The organism is Massilia sp. 01N410 (genome assembly GCF_056399665.1).
In genome coordinates this window covers 1-14,672 of record NZ_JBFTRV010000008.1, presented here as the reverse complement: position 1 = coordinate 14,672, position 14,672 = coordinate 1, and the positions used below count along the sequence as shown (strand labels likewise).

At 65.4% G+C, this 14,672-nt stretch carries 15 protein-coding genes; 6 read left to right on the top strand and 9 right to left on the bottom strand.

Annotated features, from left to right (window positions below; genetic code table 11):
* Positions 1 to 3: 3 nt before the first annotated feature.
* The gene (locus tag AC1DOP_RS12780; protein WP_477251552.1) at positions 4 to 1,605 is read right to left on the bottom strand and encodes a response regulator; all 1,602 of its coding nucleotides are present in this window, start codon (positions 1,603 to 1,605) and stop codon (positions 4 to 6) included.
* 169 nt (positions 1,606 to 1,774) lie between these two features.
* Here AC1DOP_RS12780 and AC1DOP_RS12775 point away from each other — a divergent pair, with 169 nt between their 5' ends.
* Together AC1DOP_RS12775 and AC1DOP_RS12770 are read left to right on the top strand one after the other, a co-directional pair.
* Positions 1,775 to 2,554: a DeoR/GlpR family DNA-binding transcription regulator gene (locus tag AC1DOP_RS12775; RefSeq protein ID WP_477251550.1), complete on the top strand. Its 780-nt coding sequence runs from the start codon at positions 1,775 to 1,777 to the stop codon at positions 2,552 to 2,554.
* Complete coding sequence (locus tag AC1DOP_RS12770; RefSeq protein ID WP_477251548.1) at positions 2,551 to 3,708, top strand: MFS transporter; 1,158 nt, start codon at positions 2,551 to 2,553, stop codon at positions 3,706 to 3,708. Before AC1DOP_RS12775 ends, AC1DOP_RS12770 begins: the two co-directional genes overlap by 4 nt.
* Positions 3,709 to 3,742: 34 nt before the next feature.
* On the opposite strand, the gene thpR is transcribed toward AC1DOP_RS12770, so the two are convergent.
* Positions 3,743 to 4,258: an RNA 2',3'-cyclic phosphodiesterase gene (gene thpR / locus AC1DOP_RS12765; RefSeq protein WP_477251546.1), complete on the bottom strand. Its 516-nt coding sequence runs from the start codon at positions 4,256 to 4,258 to the stop codon at positions 3,743 to 3,745.
* A gap of 16 nt (positions 4,259 to 4,274) precedes the next feature.
* The gene (gene panB, locus AC1DOP_RS12760) at positions 4,275 to 5,144 is read right to left on the bottom strand and encodes a 3-methyl-2-oxobutanoate hydroxymethyltransferase (protein ID WP_477251544.1); all 870 of its coding nucleotides are present in this window, start codon (positions 5,142 to 5,144) and stop codon (positions 4,275 to 4,277) included.
* 156 nt (positions 5,145 to 5,300) lie between these two features.
* Here panB and AC1DOP_RS12755 point away from each other — a divergent pair, with 156 nt between their 5' ends.
* From AC1DOP_RS12755 to AC1DOP_RS12740, 4 genes are all read left to right on the top strand, one after another.
* Positions 5,301 to 6,539, top strand: a complete 1,239-nt coding sequence (locus tag AC1DOP_RS12755; RefSeq protein ID WP_477251542.1) for an anion transporter — start codon at positions 5,301 to 5,303, stop codon at positions 6,537 to 6,539.
* A gap of 81 nt (positions 6,540 to 6,620) precedes the next feature.
* Positions 6,621 to 7,382 carry a peptidylprolyl isomerase gene (locus AC1DOP_RS12750; RefSeq protein WP_442122873.1) on the top strand — a complete coding sequence of 254 codons (762 nt, stop codon included), beginning with the start codon at positions 6,621 to 6,623 and terminating at the stop codon, positions 7,380 to 7,382.
* A 46-nt stretch (positions 7,383 to 7,428) separates the two neighbouring features.
* A complete protein-coding gene (locus tag AC1DOP_RS12745) occupies positions 7,429 to 10,497 on the top strand; it encodes a peptidase domain-containing ABC transporter (RefSeq protein WP_477251539.1) in 3,069 nt (1,022 codons plus the stop codon).
* Positions 10,494 to 11,792, top strand: a complete 1,299-nt coding sequence (locus AC1DOP_RS12740; RefSeq protein WP_477251537.1) for a sigma-54 interaction domain-containing protein — start codon at positions 10,494 to 10,496, stop codon at positions 11,790 to 11,792. Before AC1DOP_RS12745 ends, AC1DOP_RS12740 begins: the two co-directional genes overlap by 4 nt.
* Positions 11,793 to 11,803: 11 nt before the next feature.
* Here AC1DOP_RS12740 and AC1DOP_RS12735 read toward each other — a convergent pair whose 3' ends face one another.
* From AC1DOP_RS12735 to AC1DOP_RS12710, 6 genes are all read right to left on the bottom strand, one after another.
* Complete coding sequence (locus tag AC1DOP_RS12735) at positions 11,804 to 12,562, bottom strand: PP2C family protein-serine/threonine phosphatase (protein ID WP_477251535.1); 759 nt, start codon at positions 12,560 to 12,562, stop codon at positions 11,804 to 11,806.
* A 29-nt stretch (positions 12,563 to 12,591) separates the two neighbouring features.
* On the bottom strand, positions 12,592 to 12,882 hold the full coding sequence (locus AC1DOP_RS12730) for a hypothetical protein (protein ID WP_477251533.1): 291 nt from the start codon (positions 12,880 to 12,882) through the stop codon (positions 12,592 to 12,594).
* Between the two features lie 91 nt (positions 12,883 to 12,973).
* Entirely contained in the window at positions 12,974 to 13,252 is a 279-nt protein-coding gene (locus AC1DOP_RS12725; RefSeq protein ID WP_442122878.1) for a hypothetical protein, read from the bottom strand.
* Positions 13,253 to 13,271: 19 nt separating this feature from the next.
* A complete protein-coding gene (locus AC1DOP_RS12720; RefSeq protein WP_442122879.1) occupies positions 13,272 to 13,526 on the bottom strand; it encodes a hypothetical protein in 255 nt (84 codons plus the stop codon).
* 35 nt (positions 13,527 to 13,561) lie between these two features.
* A complete protein-coding gene (locus AC1DOP_RS12715; protein WP_477251530.1) occupies positions 13,562 to 13,837 on the bottom strand; it encodes a hypothetical protein in 276 nt (91 codons plus the stop codon).
* Between the two features lie 49 nt (positions 13,838 to 13,886).
* Positions 13,887 to 14,165 (bottom strand): hypothetical protein, encoded by a 279-nt coding sequence (locus AC1DOP_RS12710; RefSeq protein ID WP_477251528.1) that lies wholly within the window; start codon positions 14,163 to 14,165, stop codon positions 13,887 to 13,889.
* Positions 14,166 to 14,672 lie beyond the last annotated feature (507 nt).

The window sequence follows — 14,672 nt, the reverse complement described above, 5'->3', positions numbered from 1 at the left end:
TGATCAAACGCAGGGCAGCGTGATCGTCAACCGCGTACGCCCATCCCCGCTATCCATCGAAGCCCCGCCACCCTGCACCTCGGCCATCAGCCGGATCGAATACGTCCCCAGCCCGCTGCCGTCTTCCTTGTCCGCCGTCGCGTACTTTTCGAAGAAGCGTCCGTGCATGGCCGGCGGCACTTCGCCCTCGTTGTCGATCGCCACGTGCAGCTTGCCGTAGCCCGGCGAGACGTCGATCCTGATCGTGCCGCCCTCCGGCGAGGCTTCGGCCGCGTTCTTGAAGGCGTTCGAGAACATCGAATAGCACAGCAGCGGTTCGCCCAGGCAGATCGTGTCGCTGGGCGCGTCGAAGCGGATCCCGATGGCGCTGGGCGCGAAGGCGAGGCGGGTCTGCCGGGCCACGCGCTCGAGCAGGGCGCCCAGGTCGAAAGCCTGCAGCGCCGGCTGGTACTCGCCCTTTTCCATGCGGTAGATGTCGAGCGTGCGGTTGATCATTTCGAGGGCATTGTTGGCCGCCATCTCGATCATGCGCGCGTGCTCGCGCTGGGTCTCGCTGAGGGAACTAGCCTGCAAGGCCTGGCTGCCGTGCAGGGCCACCGCCAGCGGGCTTTTCAGGTCGTGGCGGGTCATGCGTTCGACGTCCTCGCGCAGGTGGGCGTTCTCCACCAGCAGCTCGTTCTGGCGCTTCAGGTCGGCGATGGCCGCGGCCAGGGTCAGGTGGGTCGCGATGCGCGCCTTCAGGATGGTCGGGTCGGCCGGCTTCGACACATAGTCGACCGCGCCCAGGCGCAGGCCGCCCACCACGTCGTCGACGGCGTCCTTCGCGGACAGGAAGATGATCGGGATGCCGGCCGTCTTCGGATTCGCCTTCAGCTGGCGGCAGGTTTCGAAGCCGTCCATCACCGGCATCATGATGTCCAGCAGGATCAGGTCGATCTGGAAGCTGTCGGCGATCTCGATCGCCTTGCGGCCGCTGATCGCCACCTTGATCGCGTATTCGTCCTTCAGGGCGCCGGCCAGGATCTCGATATTCGTCGGCACGTCGTCGACGATCAGCACCGTGCTTTTCTTGATGCGCTCGGCCAGCGGCTGCTGCAGGCCGATCACGTCGGCGGCGCCGGCCGGTGCCAGCAATGGCGCCGGCGGTGCCGCCGGCGCCGGGGAAGCGGCAGGCGCGGGAGCGGCCGGGCGCACGAACGGCGAGGCCGGGGCTTCCTGGGGCGCGCCGATCATCGCCATGAATTTGCTGGCGAAGCTGTGCACCGTGAAGGGTTTGATCATGTAGGCGTTGACGCCGGCCTGCAGCGCGCTGCGCACCGAGGCCGGGTTCGACTCGGCGGTCAGCATCATGTACGGGGTCCCGGCGTAGCGCGCGTCCTTGCGCATCCAGCCCAGCAGCTCGAGGCCGCTCATGATGGGCATGCTCCAGTCGCCGATCACGACATCGACGTGTTGCTTGCGCATCAGGTCCTGGGCCGTCTTGCCGTTTTCGGCCTGGAAGATGTTGACGAAGCCGAGTTCGGTCAGCACCTGGCGGACCGCGGTGCGGATCAGCAGATAGTCGTCGACGATGAGGATGGAGGCGGACTTGTCCATGATTTTCATGTGTTTTTCTACCGGCCGAGTGTAACAACGAATAATCGTCCAACCAACTATCAGGCCACAATTTATTGCCAACATGCATACTAAATATGCACATTCGTGCATTTTAATTGCGTTTATTTGCACGTTTGTACCTAGGCCTGTACATTATCGCGAACAAACAGGAGAAGCAATGCAGTTAGCAGAAGAACGTCGGCAACAGATCGTCGACATGGTGGACCAACAGGGGAAGGTGCTGGCGGCCGAGCTGGCGCTGCGCTTCCAGACCTCCGAAGACACGATCCGGCGCGACCTGCGCGATCTCGACGCCGCCGGCCTGCTGCGCCGCGTGCATGGCGGCGCGATGCGGCGCACCCGGGCCGAGCCCAGCTTCGGCCAGCGCAGCGACGATGCCGGCGACCGCAAGGCCATGCTGGCCCAGGCGCTGGTCGACGCCGTGCGCCCCGGCGACACCATCCTGGTCGATGCCGGTACCACCAACCTGGCCTTCGCCCGCCTGCTCGAAGACGGGCGCGCCGCCGCCGTCATCACCAACAGCCCGCAGATCGCGCTGGCATTGGGCGAACTGCGCAAGACGAAGGTGATCCTGCTGGGCGGGATCTACGCGGGCCATGCCGGCGCCGTGCTGGGTGCCCAGACCGTGGACGAGATCCGCAGGCTGCGCGTGAACCTGGCCGTGGTCGGCGTCTGCAGCGTCGAGGCCGACCGCGGGCTGGGCGCCAGCGATGCCGAGGAGGCCCGGGTCAAGCAGGCCATGCTGGCCTCGGCCAGCCGCCGCGTGGTCGCCGTCCTCAACGAACGGCTGGAGGCGCCGGCGCCCTTCCTGATCGCGCCTCTGATCGATGCCGATCAGCTGGTGCTGGAAGCCGACTGTCCGCCCGACGTGCTGGAGCGCCTGCGCCAGCTCGACCCCACCCCCGACATCAAACTCGCAGCGAAAGTCAAAGCATGAAACCGGTCGAGAACCTTCAACCCGCCAGCGTAGCGACCGTGAATGCGGCGCGCTGGGCCATCTCCATCGTCTTCCTGCTGAACGGCACCGGGATCGGCCTGTGGGCGGCCCACGTGCCGCTGGTCCAGGCGCGCGCCGGCATCGATACCGGCACCCTGGGCTTCCTGCTGTTGACCATCGCCGGCGGCGCGATCGCGGCGATGCCGGTGTCCGGCTGGATGTCGGCGCGCTGGAGCACCCGCAGCGTCACCCTCGCGAGCGGCGGACTGTTCGCCGTCACCGGCGTGCTGCTGATGAACGCGGACGGCCTGCTGCCGCTGTTCCTGGCGGCCTTCGCCTTCGGCGCCAGCAACGGGGTGCTGGACGTGTCGATGAACGCCAACGCCAGCGAGGTGGAAAGCGCGCGCGGCATTCCGACGATGTCGTCCTTCCACGGCTTCTTCAGCCTGGGCGGGCTGCTGGGCGCGGCCCTGGGCGGCATGCTGATCGGCGCCGGCCTGGGCGACGGCCGCGGCGCGCTGATGGCGGGGATCGCGATCGCCGTCATCGTCGCGCTGTGCTCACCCTATGTGCTGCGGGTGGCGCCCTCGAAGCACGAGAGCCATTTCGCGATGCCGCGCGGCCCGGCGCTCTTCCTCGGCCTGCTCGGCATGCTGTGCTTCGCGGTCGAAGGCGCGCTAGTCGACTGGAGCGCGCTGCTGCTGACCGAGCGCACCCGCGCCGAGCCGGCATCGGCGGCACTCGGCTATTCCGCCTTCTCGATCGCGATGGCGGCCTGCCGCTTCGCGGGCGACCGCCTGGTGCTGCGCTTCGGCGCGATGCGGGTGATGGTGATCGGCGGCATCGGCATGTTCGCCGGGCTGATGCTGGCCGTGCTCAGCACCCACTTCGTGCTGTCGGCCTGCGGCTTCGCGCTGATCGGCCTGTCCGCGGCCAACTTGGTGCCGCTGATCTTCGCGGCCGCCGCGCGCATTCCGGGCATGTCGGCCGGCGGCGGACTGGCGACGGTGGCGACCCTGGGCTATGCGGGCCTGTTGCTGGCGCCGCCGCTGATCGGGTCGGTGGCGGCGCATACGAATATCGCGCTGGCGCTGGGCATCCTGTCCGTGTCGGGCGTCGTGATCGCGGCCAACGCGCGCGTCGTGAAGCGATGATGTGCATCGTGGGCTCACCGAGCCCACGCAAAAGTCAGCGGTACTCGCGCAGCACTGTGTAACCGTCGCCATCCCCGGTCTTCGACTCGACCATCGTGTAATGGTCGATCTGCCAGTCGATCACCGGTCCATTCTGCGGAATCTCCGCACCGCGAGCCCGCCGCGCCATGGTCACGTGCGGCCGATAGGTCCGCGCCTCCGGCTCCAGCCCCAGGCCGGGCAGGGCGCCCGAGAGCGCGGCATGCAGGTCCAGCAGCGCCTGCGGAACCGAAGACGGCGCCAGCACCGCAACCCCGTTATGCCACAGCTCCGCCAGGTCCAGCTTCAGACGGAACGGAGACATGGGAACGGCCAGGCCGTCGAGCAGCGCAGGCAGGGACTCGCTTGGCTGGTTGCCGAGGAAGTGCAGGGTCAGGTGCAGTTTATCCGTGTGGACCGGCGAGGCGCCGCGCGGCCAGTCCCACAGCTCGCGCCATGCGCGCAGCTGCTCGCGCACGGCCGGATCCGGCCACAGGGCCAGAAAGAGGCGGGTGGTCGAAGAAGTCTCCATAGCCACCCTCCGCCGGTCAGAAGCAGTGTTCCGGTGCCGGGAAGCTGCCGTCCCTCACCGCCGCCACATAGGCTTCCACCGCGGCGTCGATGCTGGTCTGGCCATCCATGAAATTCTTCACGAAGCGCGCCTTGCGGCCCGGGAAGACGCCCAGCAGGTCGTGCATCACCAGCACCTGGCCGGAGCAGTCCGGGCCGGCGCCGATGCCGATGGTCGGCACGTGCAGCAGCTCCGTTACTTCCTTGCCCAGGCTTGCCGGCACCGCTTCCAGCAGCACCATGGCCGCGCCGGCGTCCTGCAGGGCCTGGGCATCGCGCTTGAGTTGCTCGGCGCCGGCGTCGGTCTTGCCCTGCACCTTGTAGCCGCCCAACTGGTGCACGAATTGCGGGGTCAGGCCGATGTGGGCGCAGACCGGGATGCCGCGCTCGGTCAGGAAGCGCACGGTGTCGGCCAGCCAGGCGCCGCCCTCGATCTTGATCATCTGGGCGCCGGCGCGCATCAGCGTGGCGCAGCTGTCGTAGGCCTGCTGGTTGGTGCCGTAGCTGCCGAAGGGCAGGTCGGCCAGCACGAAGGCGTGCTTGCGGCCGCGCACCACCGAGGCGGTGTGGTAGGCGACGTCGGCCACCGTCACCGGCAGGGTCGAGTCGTAGCCGGCGCAGACCATGCCCAGCGAATCGCCGATCAGCAGGATGTCGACGCCGCAGCGGTCCATCAGCGAAGCGAAGCTGGCGTCATAGCAGGTCAGCATGGCGATTTTCTGGCCGGCCGCGCGCATCGCCAGCAGCGAAGGCAGGGTAACCGCTTTGCGGGCCGGTTGCGCCGGGGCCGGGCTCTCGCCGCCCGAACCTGCGCCTGCCATCTCCTTGCCCTGCAAATATCCGCTCATCGTTTTTCCTTTACTAATCGTGAAAAAGCCGCCGGGAGTGTTTCGCCGACGGCGTAGTGTAATGCCAAGACAGGTTTCCTGCCGGGGTGCCGCAAACTGGCGGTGGGCAATTTTATTAGCTTGTTAGAATCGGGGACAGTTTGCGATTGAAACAATATGACTACCACGATCCTTATTATCTTTCTTATCGTTTATCTCGGCATGATCCTTGGGGGGCTGCCATTCCTGAGGCTCGACCGGACCGGGGTTGCCCTGCTCGGGGCCATCGCACTGATCAGCATCGATGCCCTGAGCCTCGAGGACGCGGTGGCTGCCATTCATTTGCCGACGATGGCCTTGCTGTTTGCCTTCATGGTCGTATCGGCGCAAATGCGTCTCGGGGGATTCTACGACTGGATCACCCGCAAGCTGGCCGGCTTGTCGCTGGGGCCGCCGGGGCTCCTGGCGGTGCTGGTCGTGATCGCGGCCGCACTCTCGGCCGTATTCAGCAACGACATCGTCTGCCTGGCGGTTGCCCCGGTGCTGATCGATGCCTGCAGGCGGCGTGGCCTGGCCCCAATACCTTTCCTGCTGGCACTCGCCTGTGCCTCCAATATCGGCTCGGCCGCGACCTTGATCGGCAATCCGCAGAACATGCTGATCGGCCAGACCTTGCGGCTGTCGTTCGACGGCTACTTCCTGGAGGCGATCGCTCCCGTCGCGCTGGGGCTGCTTGCAAGCTGGGCCCTGGTCGTGTGGCAGACCGGTGGTCGCTGGCAGGAAGCCGGCGATCCCGCGGCACAGTCGGTGCCGGCTCCCGAGCCGCACACCGCGGAAGTGCCCTTCGATGCCTGGCAGACGGCAAAGGGACTGGCCGTCGCCGGCGTGCTGCTGGTGGCGTTCCTTGTCGCACCGTGGCCGAGAGAGCATATGGCGCTCATCGGCGCCGGCATCCTCCTCATGAGCCGCCAGTTGCGTTCCCAGAACATGCTGGGCCTGGTCGACTGGGAGCTGCTGGTTTTATTCATGAGCCTGTTCGTCGTCAACCATGCATTCCAGCGCACCGGCATCGCCGCGGATCTCGTCGCCCGCCTTGGCGAACACGGGGTGCAGCTGGATCATCCGGCACCCTTGTTTTTTGCGACTTTCCTGCTTTCCAACCTGGTATCCAACGTTCCCGCCGTGATGCTGCTGATCCCTGTGGTCCACCACGAGATCGGCGGTGCGCTGCTTGCGCTGGTGAGCACCCTGTCCGGCAATTTGCTCATCGTCGGCAGCATTGCGAACATCATCGTGGTGGACGCCGCGGCCAGGCGCGGCATCGCCATCGACTGGAAACGCCACGCACGCGTCGGCATACCGGTCACCCTGGCGAGCCTGGGCGTCGCCGGCGTCTACCTGGCGCTGCGCTTTTAACCGGCACCGTCCCGCCGACATTGACTTTGCCCGACGGCCTGCTACAACGGATAGGACGAGGACGTCGACGAGGGAGAGACCATGGCCGGGATTGTGCGCATCGACGACACCGTCATCGATACGGAAGACTTCATCCGGACACTCAAGCTGACCGGGCAGTTCGAAGGACTCGTCGAGCAGATGGTGCGCGACAAGCTGACCGTGCTGGCGGCGAAAAAGCAGGGCGTGCAGCTTGCCCCGGAAGCGATCCAGGAGCGCGCCGACCAGTTCCGGCGCATCCAGGGCCTGCACCGGGCGGCCGACATGAACCACTACCTCGACGTGCTGGGCATCAGCCTGGACGAGTTCGAGGATTTCATCGTCGACAGCCTGACCCAGGAAAAGATGATGGAACAGGTGTGCAGCCCGCAAGCCATCGAGCACTATTTCAAGCTTAACTCGCCGAAGTTCGACAGCGTCGAGATCAGCCATATCGTGCTCGACTCCGAAGGCAAGGCCAAGGAAATGATGTCGGCGCTGGCCGACGATCCGGACAGCTTTGCCGAGATGGTGAACGAGCATTCGGTCGGCGATGCGCGCGAGAACGGCGGGGTGATCGGACGGGTACTGCGCGGCTCCCTGCGGCCCGACATCGAGGCGCGCGTGTTCAATGCCGCGGCGGGCGACCTGCTGGGCCCTTTCCCCTCGGCCGACCGGACGTTGTTCGAAATCTACGCGGTCAACGCCAGGCATCCCGCGGCGCTGGACGAGGACACCACCGTGGAGGTACGCCGCCTGCTGCGCGAGGAATGGCTGGCGGCGCGGGCGCAGGAGCACATCATCGAGGCCTGTCCCGCGCGTTGAGCTGGCGGCGGCCGCAACATGAGGGACGGGTTCGCGGGACACCGACATGGACTCAGTTGCGAAACAAGAGCAATCTCCCGCCGAATTCCTGGCCGCCGTCGAGATCCTGTCCGTCTTCACGGCCGAGGAGCTGGAAACGCTCGCGGCCGCGATCGAAACGCGTGCCTACGCCTTCGGCGATACCATCTGCAGCGCGGGCGACGCCGCCGATGGGCTGGTCGTCATCCGCTCCGGCTCGGTACGCATGTTCAGCGAGGAACATGGCAAGGAAACCAGCATGGGCGTGCGCAAGGCGGGCGAAGTGTTCGCCGAGATCGCCATGCTGCGCAGCTATCGGCACGAGCTGTCGGCGCGCGCGGCGCTGAAGACGGAGCTGTGGTTCATCCCGCGCACGGCGATCGAACCGGTCGTTGCCCGTAACCCGGCGGCGCTGGACTTCATCAACAACTATGTGGCGGTCAGCTCGGCAGGCGGCCTGGTTGCGCGGCTGTTCGATTTGCGCGGCAAGGTCAGCAAGCCCGAGCTGGACGATTTCGTGCGCAGCGTCGGCGTCAAGCGCGTCAGCGCCGGCAAGGAGATCCTGAAGCAGGGATCGCGCGACGACCGCCGGCTGTACGTCGTACGCCAGGGCGAAGTGCGGGTCGTGGTCCACGACAGCAGCGACGAATTCGTGCTGGCCACGCTGGGGCCGGGCGAGATCTTCGGCGAGCGCGCCTCCCTGATGCGCCAGGAACAGCCCGCCACGGTACTGGCCTCGACGGACGCCACCGTGCTGGTCATCCCGGAGAAGTCCGCGCATTTCATCCTGGAGCGCAATGCGAAATTCCGCGAGGTGATCGAGGAGCGTATCCGCTTTCTCGAACGCGAACTGCATCGCCAGAAGAAACTGGCGGAGCGGCGCAAGCGGCCCGTCGTGCTCGATCTCGCATCCAGTCCGGGGGCCGGAGAAAAAGTCATCAAGCGCTTTGCCTGGGTCGAACAGGCCGAGGAAATGGATTGCGGCGCCGCCTGCCTTGCGATGCTGTGCCGCCATTACGGCATCAACATGACGCTCGGGAAGCTGCGTGAACTTGCCAACGTGACCGCGCAAGGCGCCACCCTGGACAGCCTGGCGCGCGCCGGCGAGGCGCTCGGTTTCGGCACCCGCGGCGTGCAATGCACCTTCGATGCGCTGCAGGGCTTCGAGCTGCCCTTCATCGTGCACTGGGAGGGGTATCACTACGTGGTCGTCTACGGTGTCTCGCCAAGCCAGGTCTGGGTCGCCGATCCGGCCGTCGGCTTCAAGAAGATGAGCGTGGAAGAGTTCGAACGGGGCTGGAGCGGCACCTGCCTGGTGTTCACCCCCGGCGAGCAGTTGCTGCAGCTGACGGCAACCCGTTCGCCATGGCTGCGCTTCGTCGGCTACCTGCGGCCCTACAGGAAAATCCTGCTGCACCTGTTCCTGGCCACCTTCGTGATCCAGATGCTGGGGATCGTCCCGCCCCTGATCATCCAGAACATCCTCGACGGCGTGCTGGTACACCAGAACGTCGGCCTGCTGCACCTGCTGATCCTGGGCCTCGTCATCTCCACCGTGTTCACCCAGGTCATGTCGACCCTGCGCGCCTACCTGTCCAACTACATGGTACGCAACCTCGATTTTTCGATGATGGCGCAGTTCTTCAAGCACACGATGTCCTTGCCGTATTCCTTCTTTGCCAAGCGCAAGACCGGCGACATCCTCGCGCGCTTTTCGGAAAACCAGACGATCCGCGCTTTCCTCACCGAGTCGACCGTGACGACCCTGCTGAACCTGCTGATGGTCTTCATGTACTTCACCATCCTGTTCTTCTACAACGTCAAGCTGACCCTGCTGCTGATCGGCTTCGTCATCCCGATCGTGGCGCTGACCGTGCTCGCGACACCCCGTATCAAGGAGTACGCGCGGGAGGTGTTTGCCGCATCGACGGATGCCCAGTCCTTCCTGATGGAGGCGCTGGGCGGCATCGAAACCATCAAGGGCATGGGCAGCGAGCGTCCCGTGCGCCTGAAATGGGAAAAGAAATACGTGAAGGCACTCGAGACGCAATACCGTTCCCAATCGTTCAGCATCCTGGTCGGGCTGGCAAGCCAGGTATTGAATTCGGCCACCACGATCGTGATCCTGTGGGCCGGTGCGAGCCTGGTGCTGGCGCGCGAGCTGACCATCGGCCAGCTGATGGCCTTCAATGCCCTGATGGGCAGCGTGCTGGGGCCGCTGATGGGCCTGGTGGGCCTGTGGAGCCGCATGGGCGACGCCACGGTCGCGATGGAGCGCCTCGGCGACGTGCTCGACATCGAACCGGAACAGAAGCCCGCCGACGTCGCGGCGCGCGTCGTGCTGCCCGACCTGCGGGGCGAGCTCAAGCTGGAGCACATGTATTTCCGCTACGGCGGCGATGACACGCCTTATGTGCTCGAGGACATCGACATCGACATCAAGCCGGGCCAGCTGGTGGCGATCGTCGGCCGCAGCGGTTCCGGCAAGACGACGCTGGCGAAGCTGCTGGTGGGCTTCTATCCGCCCAGCGAGGGCAAAATCTTCGTCGACGGCTATGAGATGAACGTCATCGACCGCGGCTATTACCGGGCCCAGGTCGGCTATGTCATGCAGAGCAACCTGCTGTTCTCCGGCACCATCGCCGAAAACATCGCCAGCGGCGACGACAGTCCGGACCGCCGCCGCGTCGAGGAAGTGGCGAAGATGGCCGATGCCCATGCCTTCATCAGCAAGCTGCCGCTCGGCTACGAGCAGGTGGTGGGCGAGCGCGGCGTCGGTCTGTCCGGCGGGCAGGTGCAGCGCCTGTGCATCGCGCGCGCGCTCTACCACGACCCGCGCCTGCTGGTGTTCGATGAGGCGACCTCGGCCCTCGACACCCAGTCGGAAAGCAATATCATGGCGAATATGGAAGCCATCCTGGCCGGCCGTACCGCCGTCATCATCGCGCACCGGCTCAGCACGATCATACGGGCCGACAAGATCGTCGTGCTCTACGAAGGAAAGATCGTCGAACAGGGGCGCCATGAGGAATTGCTGGCGCGGCGCGGCATGTACTACGAGCTGGTGCAGAAACAGCTGGGTGCGGGGATGTCATGAAACTGTTCAATCCCGGCGGCGAGCGCGGATCGGCGATGTCGTATGCGGCCTTGCTGGAAAAGATCGAGATCATGCGCTCGACCCTGCGCTGGGCCACCCGGCTCGAACGTCCGGACGTCGACAAGCTGCTGCGCCAGGCGAATACGCTGCGCGACGAGGTCATGCAGCTGTCGCACAAGGAGCGTTTCGTCCAGGCCGTCGGTGCCGACATGGAACGCCGGACCGGGGAAGAACCGGTCGCCGAACCGCCGAGCGGCGAACGGCGCCGCGCACTGCTGGCGCGCAGCTTCGTGTTCGAAGGCACCTTCGGCGACAACCCCAAGCTGCTCGACGCCCTCGAGATCGCCGAGAAGGCGGCGCCCACCGACCTGCCCGTGCTGGTCGACGGCGAAAGCGGTACCGGCAAGGAGCTGATGGCCAAGGTGATCCACGCCAACGGCGCACGGGCCGACAAGCCCTATATTTCGGTCAACTGCGGTGCGATTCCCGACAGCCTGCTCGAATCGGAACTGTTCGGTCACAAGAAGGGGGCGTTCACGGGCGCCTCCAACGACCGCAAGGGGAAGTTCGAGAGCGCGCACAAAGGCACCATCTTCCTCGACGAGATCGGCGAACTTCCCTTGCCCGGCCAGGTGAAGCTGTTGCGCGTGCTGCAGTCGCACGAAATCCAGCGGGTCGGTTCCGACGAGACGATTGCCGTCGATGCGCGCATCGTCGCGGCGACCAACAAGAACCTGCGCAAGCTGATCGAGCAGGGCACGTTCCGCGAAGACCTGTTCTATCGTCTCAGCGTGATCCACGTGACCTTGCCGCCGCTGCGCGAGCGCAAGGATGAGATCCCGTTGCTGCTGGCCTATTACGGCGACGAGGCGGCGGAGGCCCTGAAGCGGCGGCCGGTGGCGCTGACGGCGCGCCTGCGCGATTTTCTGCTGCGCTACGGCTACCCGGGGAATATCCGCGAACTGCGCAATATCATGTACCGTCTCGCCTGCCTGGCCGGCGAGACGGCCGACCTGGCGCACCTGCCGGAAGACATCCGGCCCGCGGCGGCCGGCACGACCGCGACACCAGGCGCTGGGGCGACGGCGGAGGCGCTCGCGGCAAGCGTGTCGCTGGCGGAAGCCAAACGGGCCGCCAGCGACGAGGCCGAGCGCCATTGCCTCGAGCGGGGATTGCAGGAAGTCGGCGGGACGGTAGCCGAGCTGGCGCGGCGCTGGGACATGAACCGCTCCCACCTGCAGATCCTGTTGAAGAAGCACGGCCTGCACTCGAAGGATTTTCGCAAGACCCACTGAGCGCACAGGTACTACAGTGCGGGGTTCATCAGGGTCTTGTCGCCCGACATGTCCGAAGCGCGCGCCACGATGACCGTCACATTGTCGCGGCCGCCATTTGCCAGCGCCAGCCCGACCAGGGTCTGCACCGCCTGGGCGCAATCGCCGCAGGCGAGCGTCTCGCGGATCGCCTGCTCGGGCACAGGGTTGCTGAGGCCGTCGCTGCACAGCAGGAAGATGTCGCCGTCCTGCGTTGCCAGGGTCGTCACGTCGAGCTCCAGCACATCGCTGGCGCCTACCGCCCGGGTGATCATGTTGGCGCCGACCGCCGCCGCCGCCGCATCCTCGCCGCGCGCGCGCAGCGCCGCCGCCTGGCTGTGATCGCGCGTGAGCTGCTGCAGGCGGCCATGGCGGTACAGGTAGATGCGGCTGTCTCCCGCCCACAGGCAGGCGGCCTCCGTTCCGCAGGCGAGCAGGACGACGGCGGTACTTCCGATGACCGGCACCTGCCGCACGCGCGCTTCGGCACGCAGGGTCGCATTGACTTGTCCGAGCCGCTCGCGCGTGGCGTCGATGCATTGCGCCATGTCGGCGGGAAGCGGCAGATTCTCGAGCGTATCGACGACTGTCCGGCTCGCCACATCGCCGAAGGCATGTCCACCCATGCCGTCGGCCACAGCCCACAAGCCCCGCTGCGGCTGGTCCAGGTAGGCGTCCTCGTTGCGGCTGCGCACCCGGCCCACGTCGGTGTGCGCGGCGGAAGTCCAGTGGAAGGTCGTGTTGCAGCTCATGTGCGGCTCGGATCCGGTTCAGGTCCGGCTCAGGTTCGATGCAGTGCCTTGTTCAGGCTGCTTTCGTCCACGCTCAGGTTCAGGTTGGCGTTCGCGCCGGTGTTGTTGACCGAGACCATCTGGTACTGGTTGATCATCTGGTCGGCAAAATTATTGATCTGGTAGAAGTTGATTACCGGGAATTGGCTTGGTCCCGCCTCCAGATAAGGCTGGATCCAGCCAAAGACCCAGGGCGCGCCATCGCCGCCATGGATCACCGACATTGCCTTGCGCTCCAGCGCCATGTTGGTGGGAAGATCTTTGACGGTAATGGTAGCCATGATGCCTCTCCGTACTGGAAGAAGGGAGACCGGAGGCCGGTCTCCCCAGTGTAGTCCAAATTTATCGGTTTTCCGACTGCCGTGCATGCCCTCAGCGGCGGATGATGGTGTTGCCGCCGCGTTGGGTCGCGTCGTTGTCCACGTGAACACCGTCGACGAAAGCGGCGCCGTTGGCGGTGGCGGTCAGGACATTCTGTTGCTGGCCCAGGTTCTGGACTGCGGAGATCGACGAGTCCTCGCTGCCGCCATAGCTCAGGTTTCCGAACGACCAGGACGGCGAACTTACTCTCCAGCCGCCGCGCACGGCGGACATGGTGGGACGGTCGAGTTGCTCGCTGCGGGCGAGGTCGGTGATGGTCAGGGTTTTCATGACGGTTCTCCCGGGTGGCTCAGAGTGCGGCGTGGTTCGCGCCCCACAGCGAGGCGGCCAGCTGGACGTCGGGGCCGACGAAGCCGGCGCCGATCACGGCATTGTTGTTGAGGACGTTTACGCTGATCTGCTGGAACTGGCCGAGCTGCTGGTTGACGTTCACGTTCACGTTGATGTCCTTGCCGAGGGCAGCGATGCCGCCCCGGACCGTCGACATTGCCTGCCTGTCGAGTGCGGCGCTGTGCGCCAGATCGTGGATTGCGATGGATGACATGATGTTCTCCTGTTTAGTCCTGGTCTACGATCTCGTCAGCCGACGATCTTGTTCTGGCCGTTCTGGTGGACTTTGCTGTCCACGCTGACGCCGTCCAGGAAGGCCGAGCCGTTGGCGGTGGCCGTCATCACGTTCTGCATCTGGCCCAGGTTCTGCGCGGCGTTGATCGACGAGTCGTAGCTCGGTGCGTAGGTGATGTCGCCGGTCTTGACCGACGGCGAGAACATGCTCCAGCCGCCGCGCACGGTGCGCATGGCTGCGCGGTCCAGTTGTTCGGTGCGGTCCAGGTCTTTGATGGTCAGGGTTTTCATGGCAATGCTCCTCGATGATGGAATGATGGGATTGGATCTTGGCGGCCGATCAGCGGCGCACGATGGTGTTCTGGCCGTTTTGCGAGACGTCGTTATGGACGTGCACGCCGTCGACGAAGGCCGAGCCGTTGGCGGTGGCGGTCATCACGTTCTGGACCTGGCCCAGGGTTTGCGCGGCGTTGATCGACGAGTCGTAGCTGGGTGCGTAGGTGATGTCGCCGGTCTTGTACGACGGCGAGAACATGCTCCAGCCGCCGCGCACGGCAGCCATGGCTGCGCGGTCCAGTTTGTCGGTATGGGCCAGGTCGGTGATGATCAGGGTTTTCATGGTAAATCTCCTTGGATGTCGGTTGGTTGGTTGAGGCATTTGATTTGCGCTCGATGGACTATCAGCAGGATGCGTGCCAGCTTCTTCGTGGTGCCGAGAAATTTAGCGTAGGTCGTTGAAAATAAAGGAGATTGTCTTGATCTTCCCAGCCGTTCACGGCATCGCGAAAACGGCGGCAGGCATCGCCGGTGATGGCCCGGACCCAACACTTTTCTGGGCCTGTTCGGCGCGGACCGACAGGGAGAGTTTGGCGGCATGGCCGCCGTCGACAGGGAGAGGGGAGGGATGGGTTAACGGACTTCATCCCGCTGCCGGGATTGAATCCGGCAGCGGGATGAAAGAACAGCAGGGAGAAGGTTCAGAAGGTGAGCTTGTTTTCGCCCTTCAGTGCGGCGGCCACATCGATATCGGGGCCGCGGAACCCGGCGCCGATGACGCCGTTGTTGTTGAGGACATTCACGCCGATCTGCTGGAACTGTGCAAGCTGCTGGTTCACGTTCACATTGA

Coding starts and splice junctions, on each gene's coding strand:
- AC1DOP_RS12750 (WP_442122873.1), top strand. CDS start 6,621: ATGGCCGGGATTGTGCGCATCGACGACACCGTCATCGATACGGAAGAC.
- panB (WP_477251544.1), bottom strand. CDS start 5,144: ATGAGCGGATATTTGCAGGGCAAGGAGATGGCAGGCGCAGGTTCGGGC.
- AC1DOP_RS12715 (WP_477251530.1), bottom strand. CDS start 13,837: ATGAAAACCCTGACCATCAAAGACCTGGACCGCACCGAACAACTGGAC.
- thpR (WP_477251546.1), bottom strand. CDS start 4,258: ATGGAGACTTCTTCGACCACCCGCCTCTTTCTGGCCCTGTGGCCGGAT.
- AC1DOP_RS12735 (WP_477251535.1), bottom strand. CDS start 12,562: ATGAGCTGCAACACGACCTTCCACTGGACTTCCGCCGCGCACACCGAC.
- AC1DOP_RS12720 (WP_442122879.1), bottom strand. CDS start 13,526: ATGTCATCCATCGCAATCCACGATCTGGCGCACAGCGCCGCACTCGAC.
- AC1DOP_RS12780 (WP_477251552.1), bottom strand. CDS start 1,605: ATGAAAATCATGGACAAGTCCGCCTCCATCCTCATCGTCGACGACTAT.
- AC1DOP_RS12740 (WP_477251537.1), top strand. CDS start 10,494: ATGAAACTGTTCAATCCCGGCGGCGAGCGCGGATCGGCGATGTCGTAT.
- AC1DOP_RS12755 (WP_477251542.1), top strand. CDS start 5,301: ATGACTACCACGATCCTTATTATCTTTCTTATCGTTTATCTCGGCATG.
- AC1DOP_RS12775 (WP_477251550.1), top strand. CDS start 1,775: ATGCAGTTAGCAGAAGAACGTCGGCAACAGATCGTCGACATGGTGGAC.
- AC1DOP_RS12770 (WP_477251548.1), top strand. CDS start 2,551: ATGAAACCGGTCGAGAACCTTCAACCCGCCAGCGTAGCGACCGTGAAT.
- AC1DOP_RS12730 (WP_477251533.1), bottom strand. CDS start 12,882: ATGGCTACCATTACCGTCAAAGATCTTCCCACCAACATGGCGCTGGAG.
- AC1DOP_RS12745 (WP_477251539.1), top strand. CDS start 7,429: ATGGACTCAGTTGCGAAACAAGAGCAATCTCCCGCCGAATTCCTGGCC.
- AC1DOP_RS12710 (WP_477251528.1), bottom strand. CDS start 14,165: ATGAAAACCCTGATCATCACCGACCTGGCCCATACCGACAAACTGGAC.
- AC1DOP_RS12725 (WP_442122878.1), bottom strand. CDS start 13,252: ATGAAAACCCTGACCATCACCGACCTCGCCCGCAGCGAGCAACTCGAC.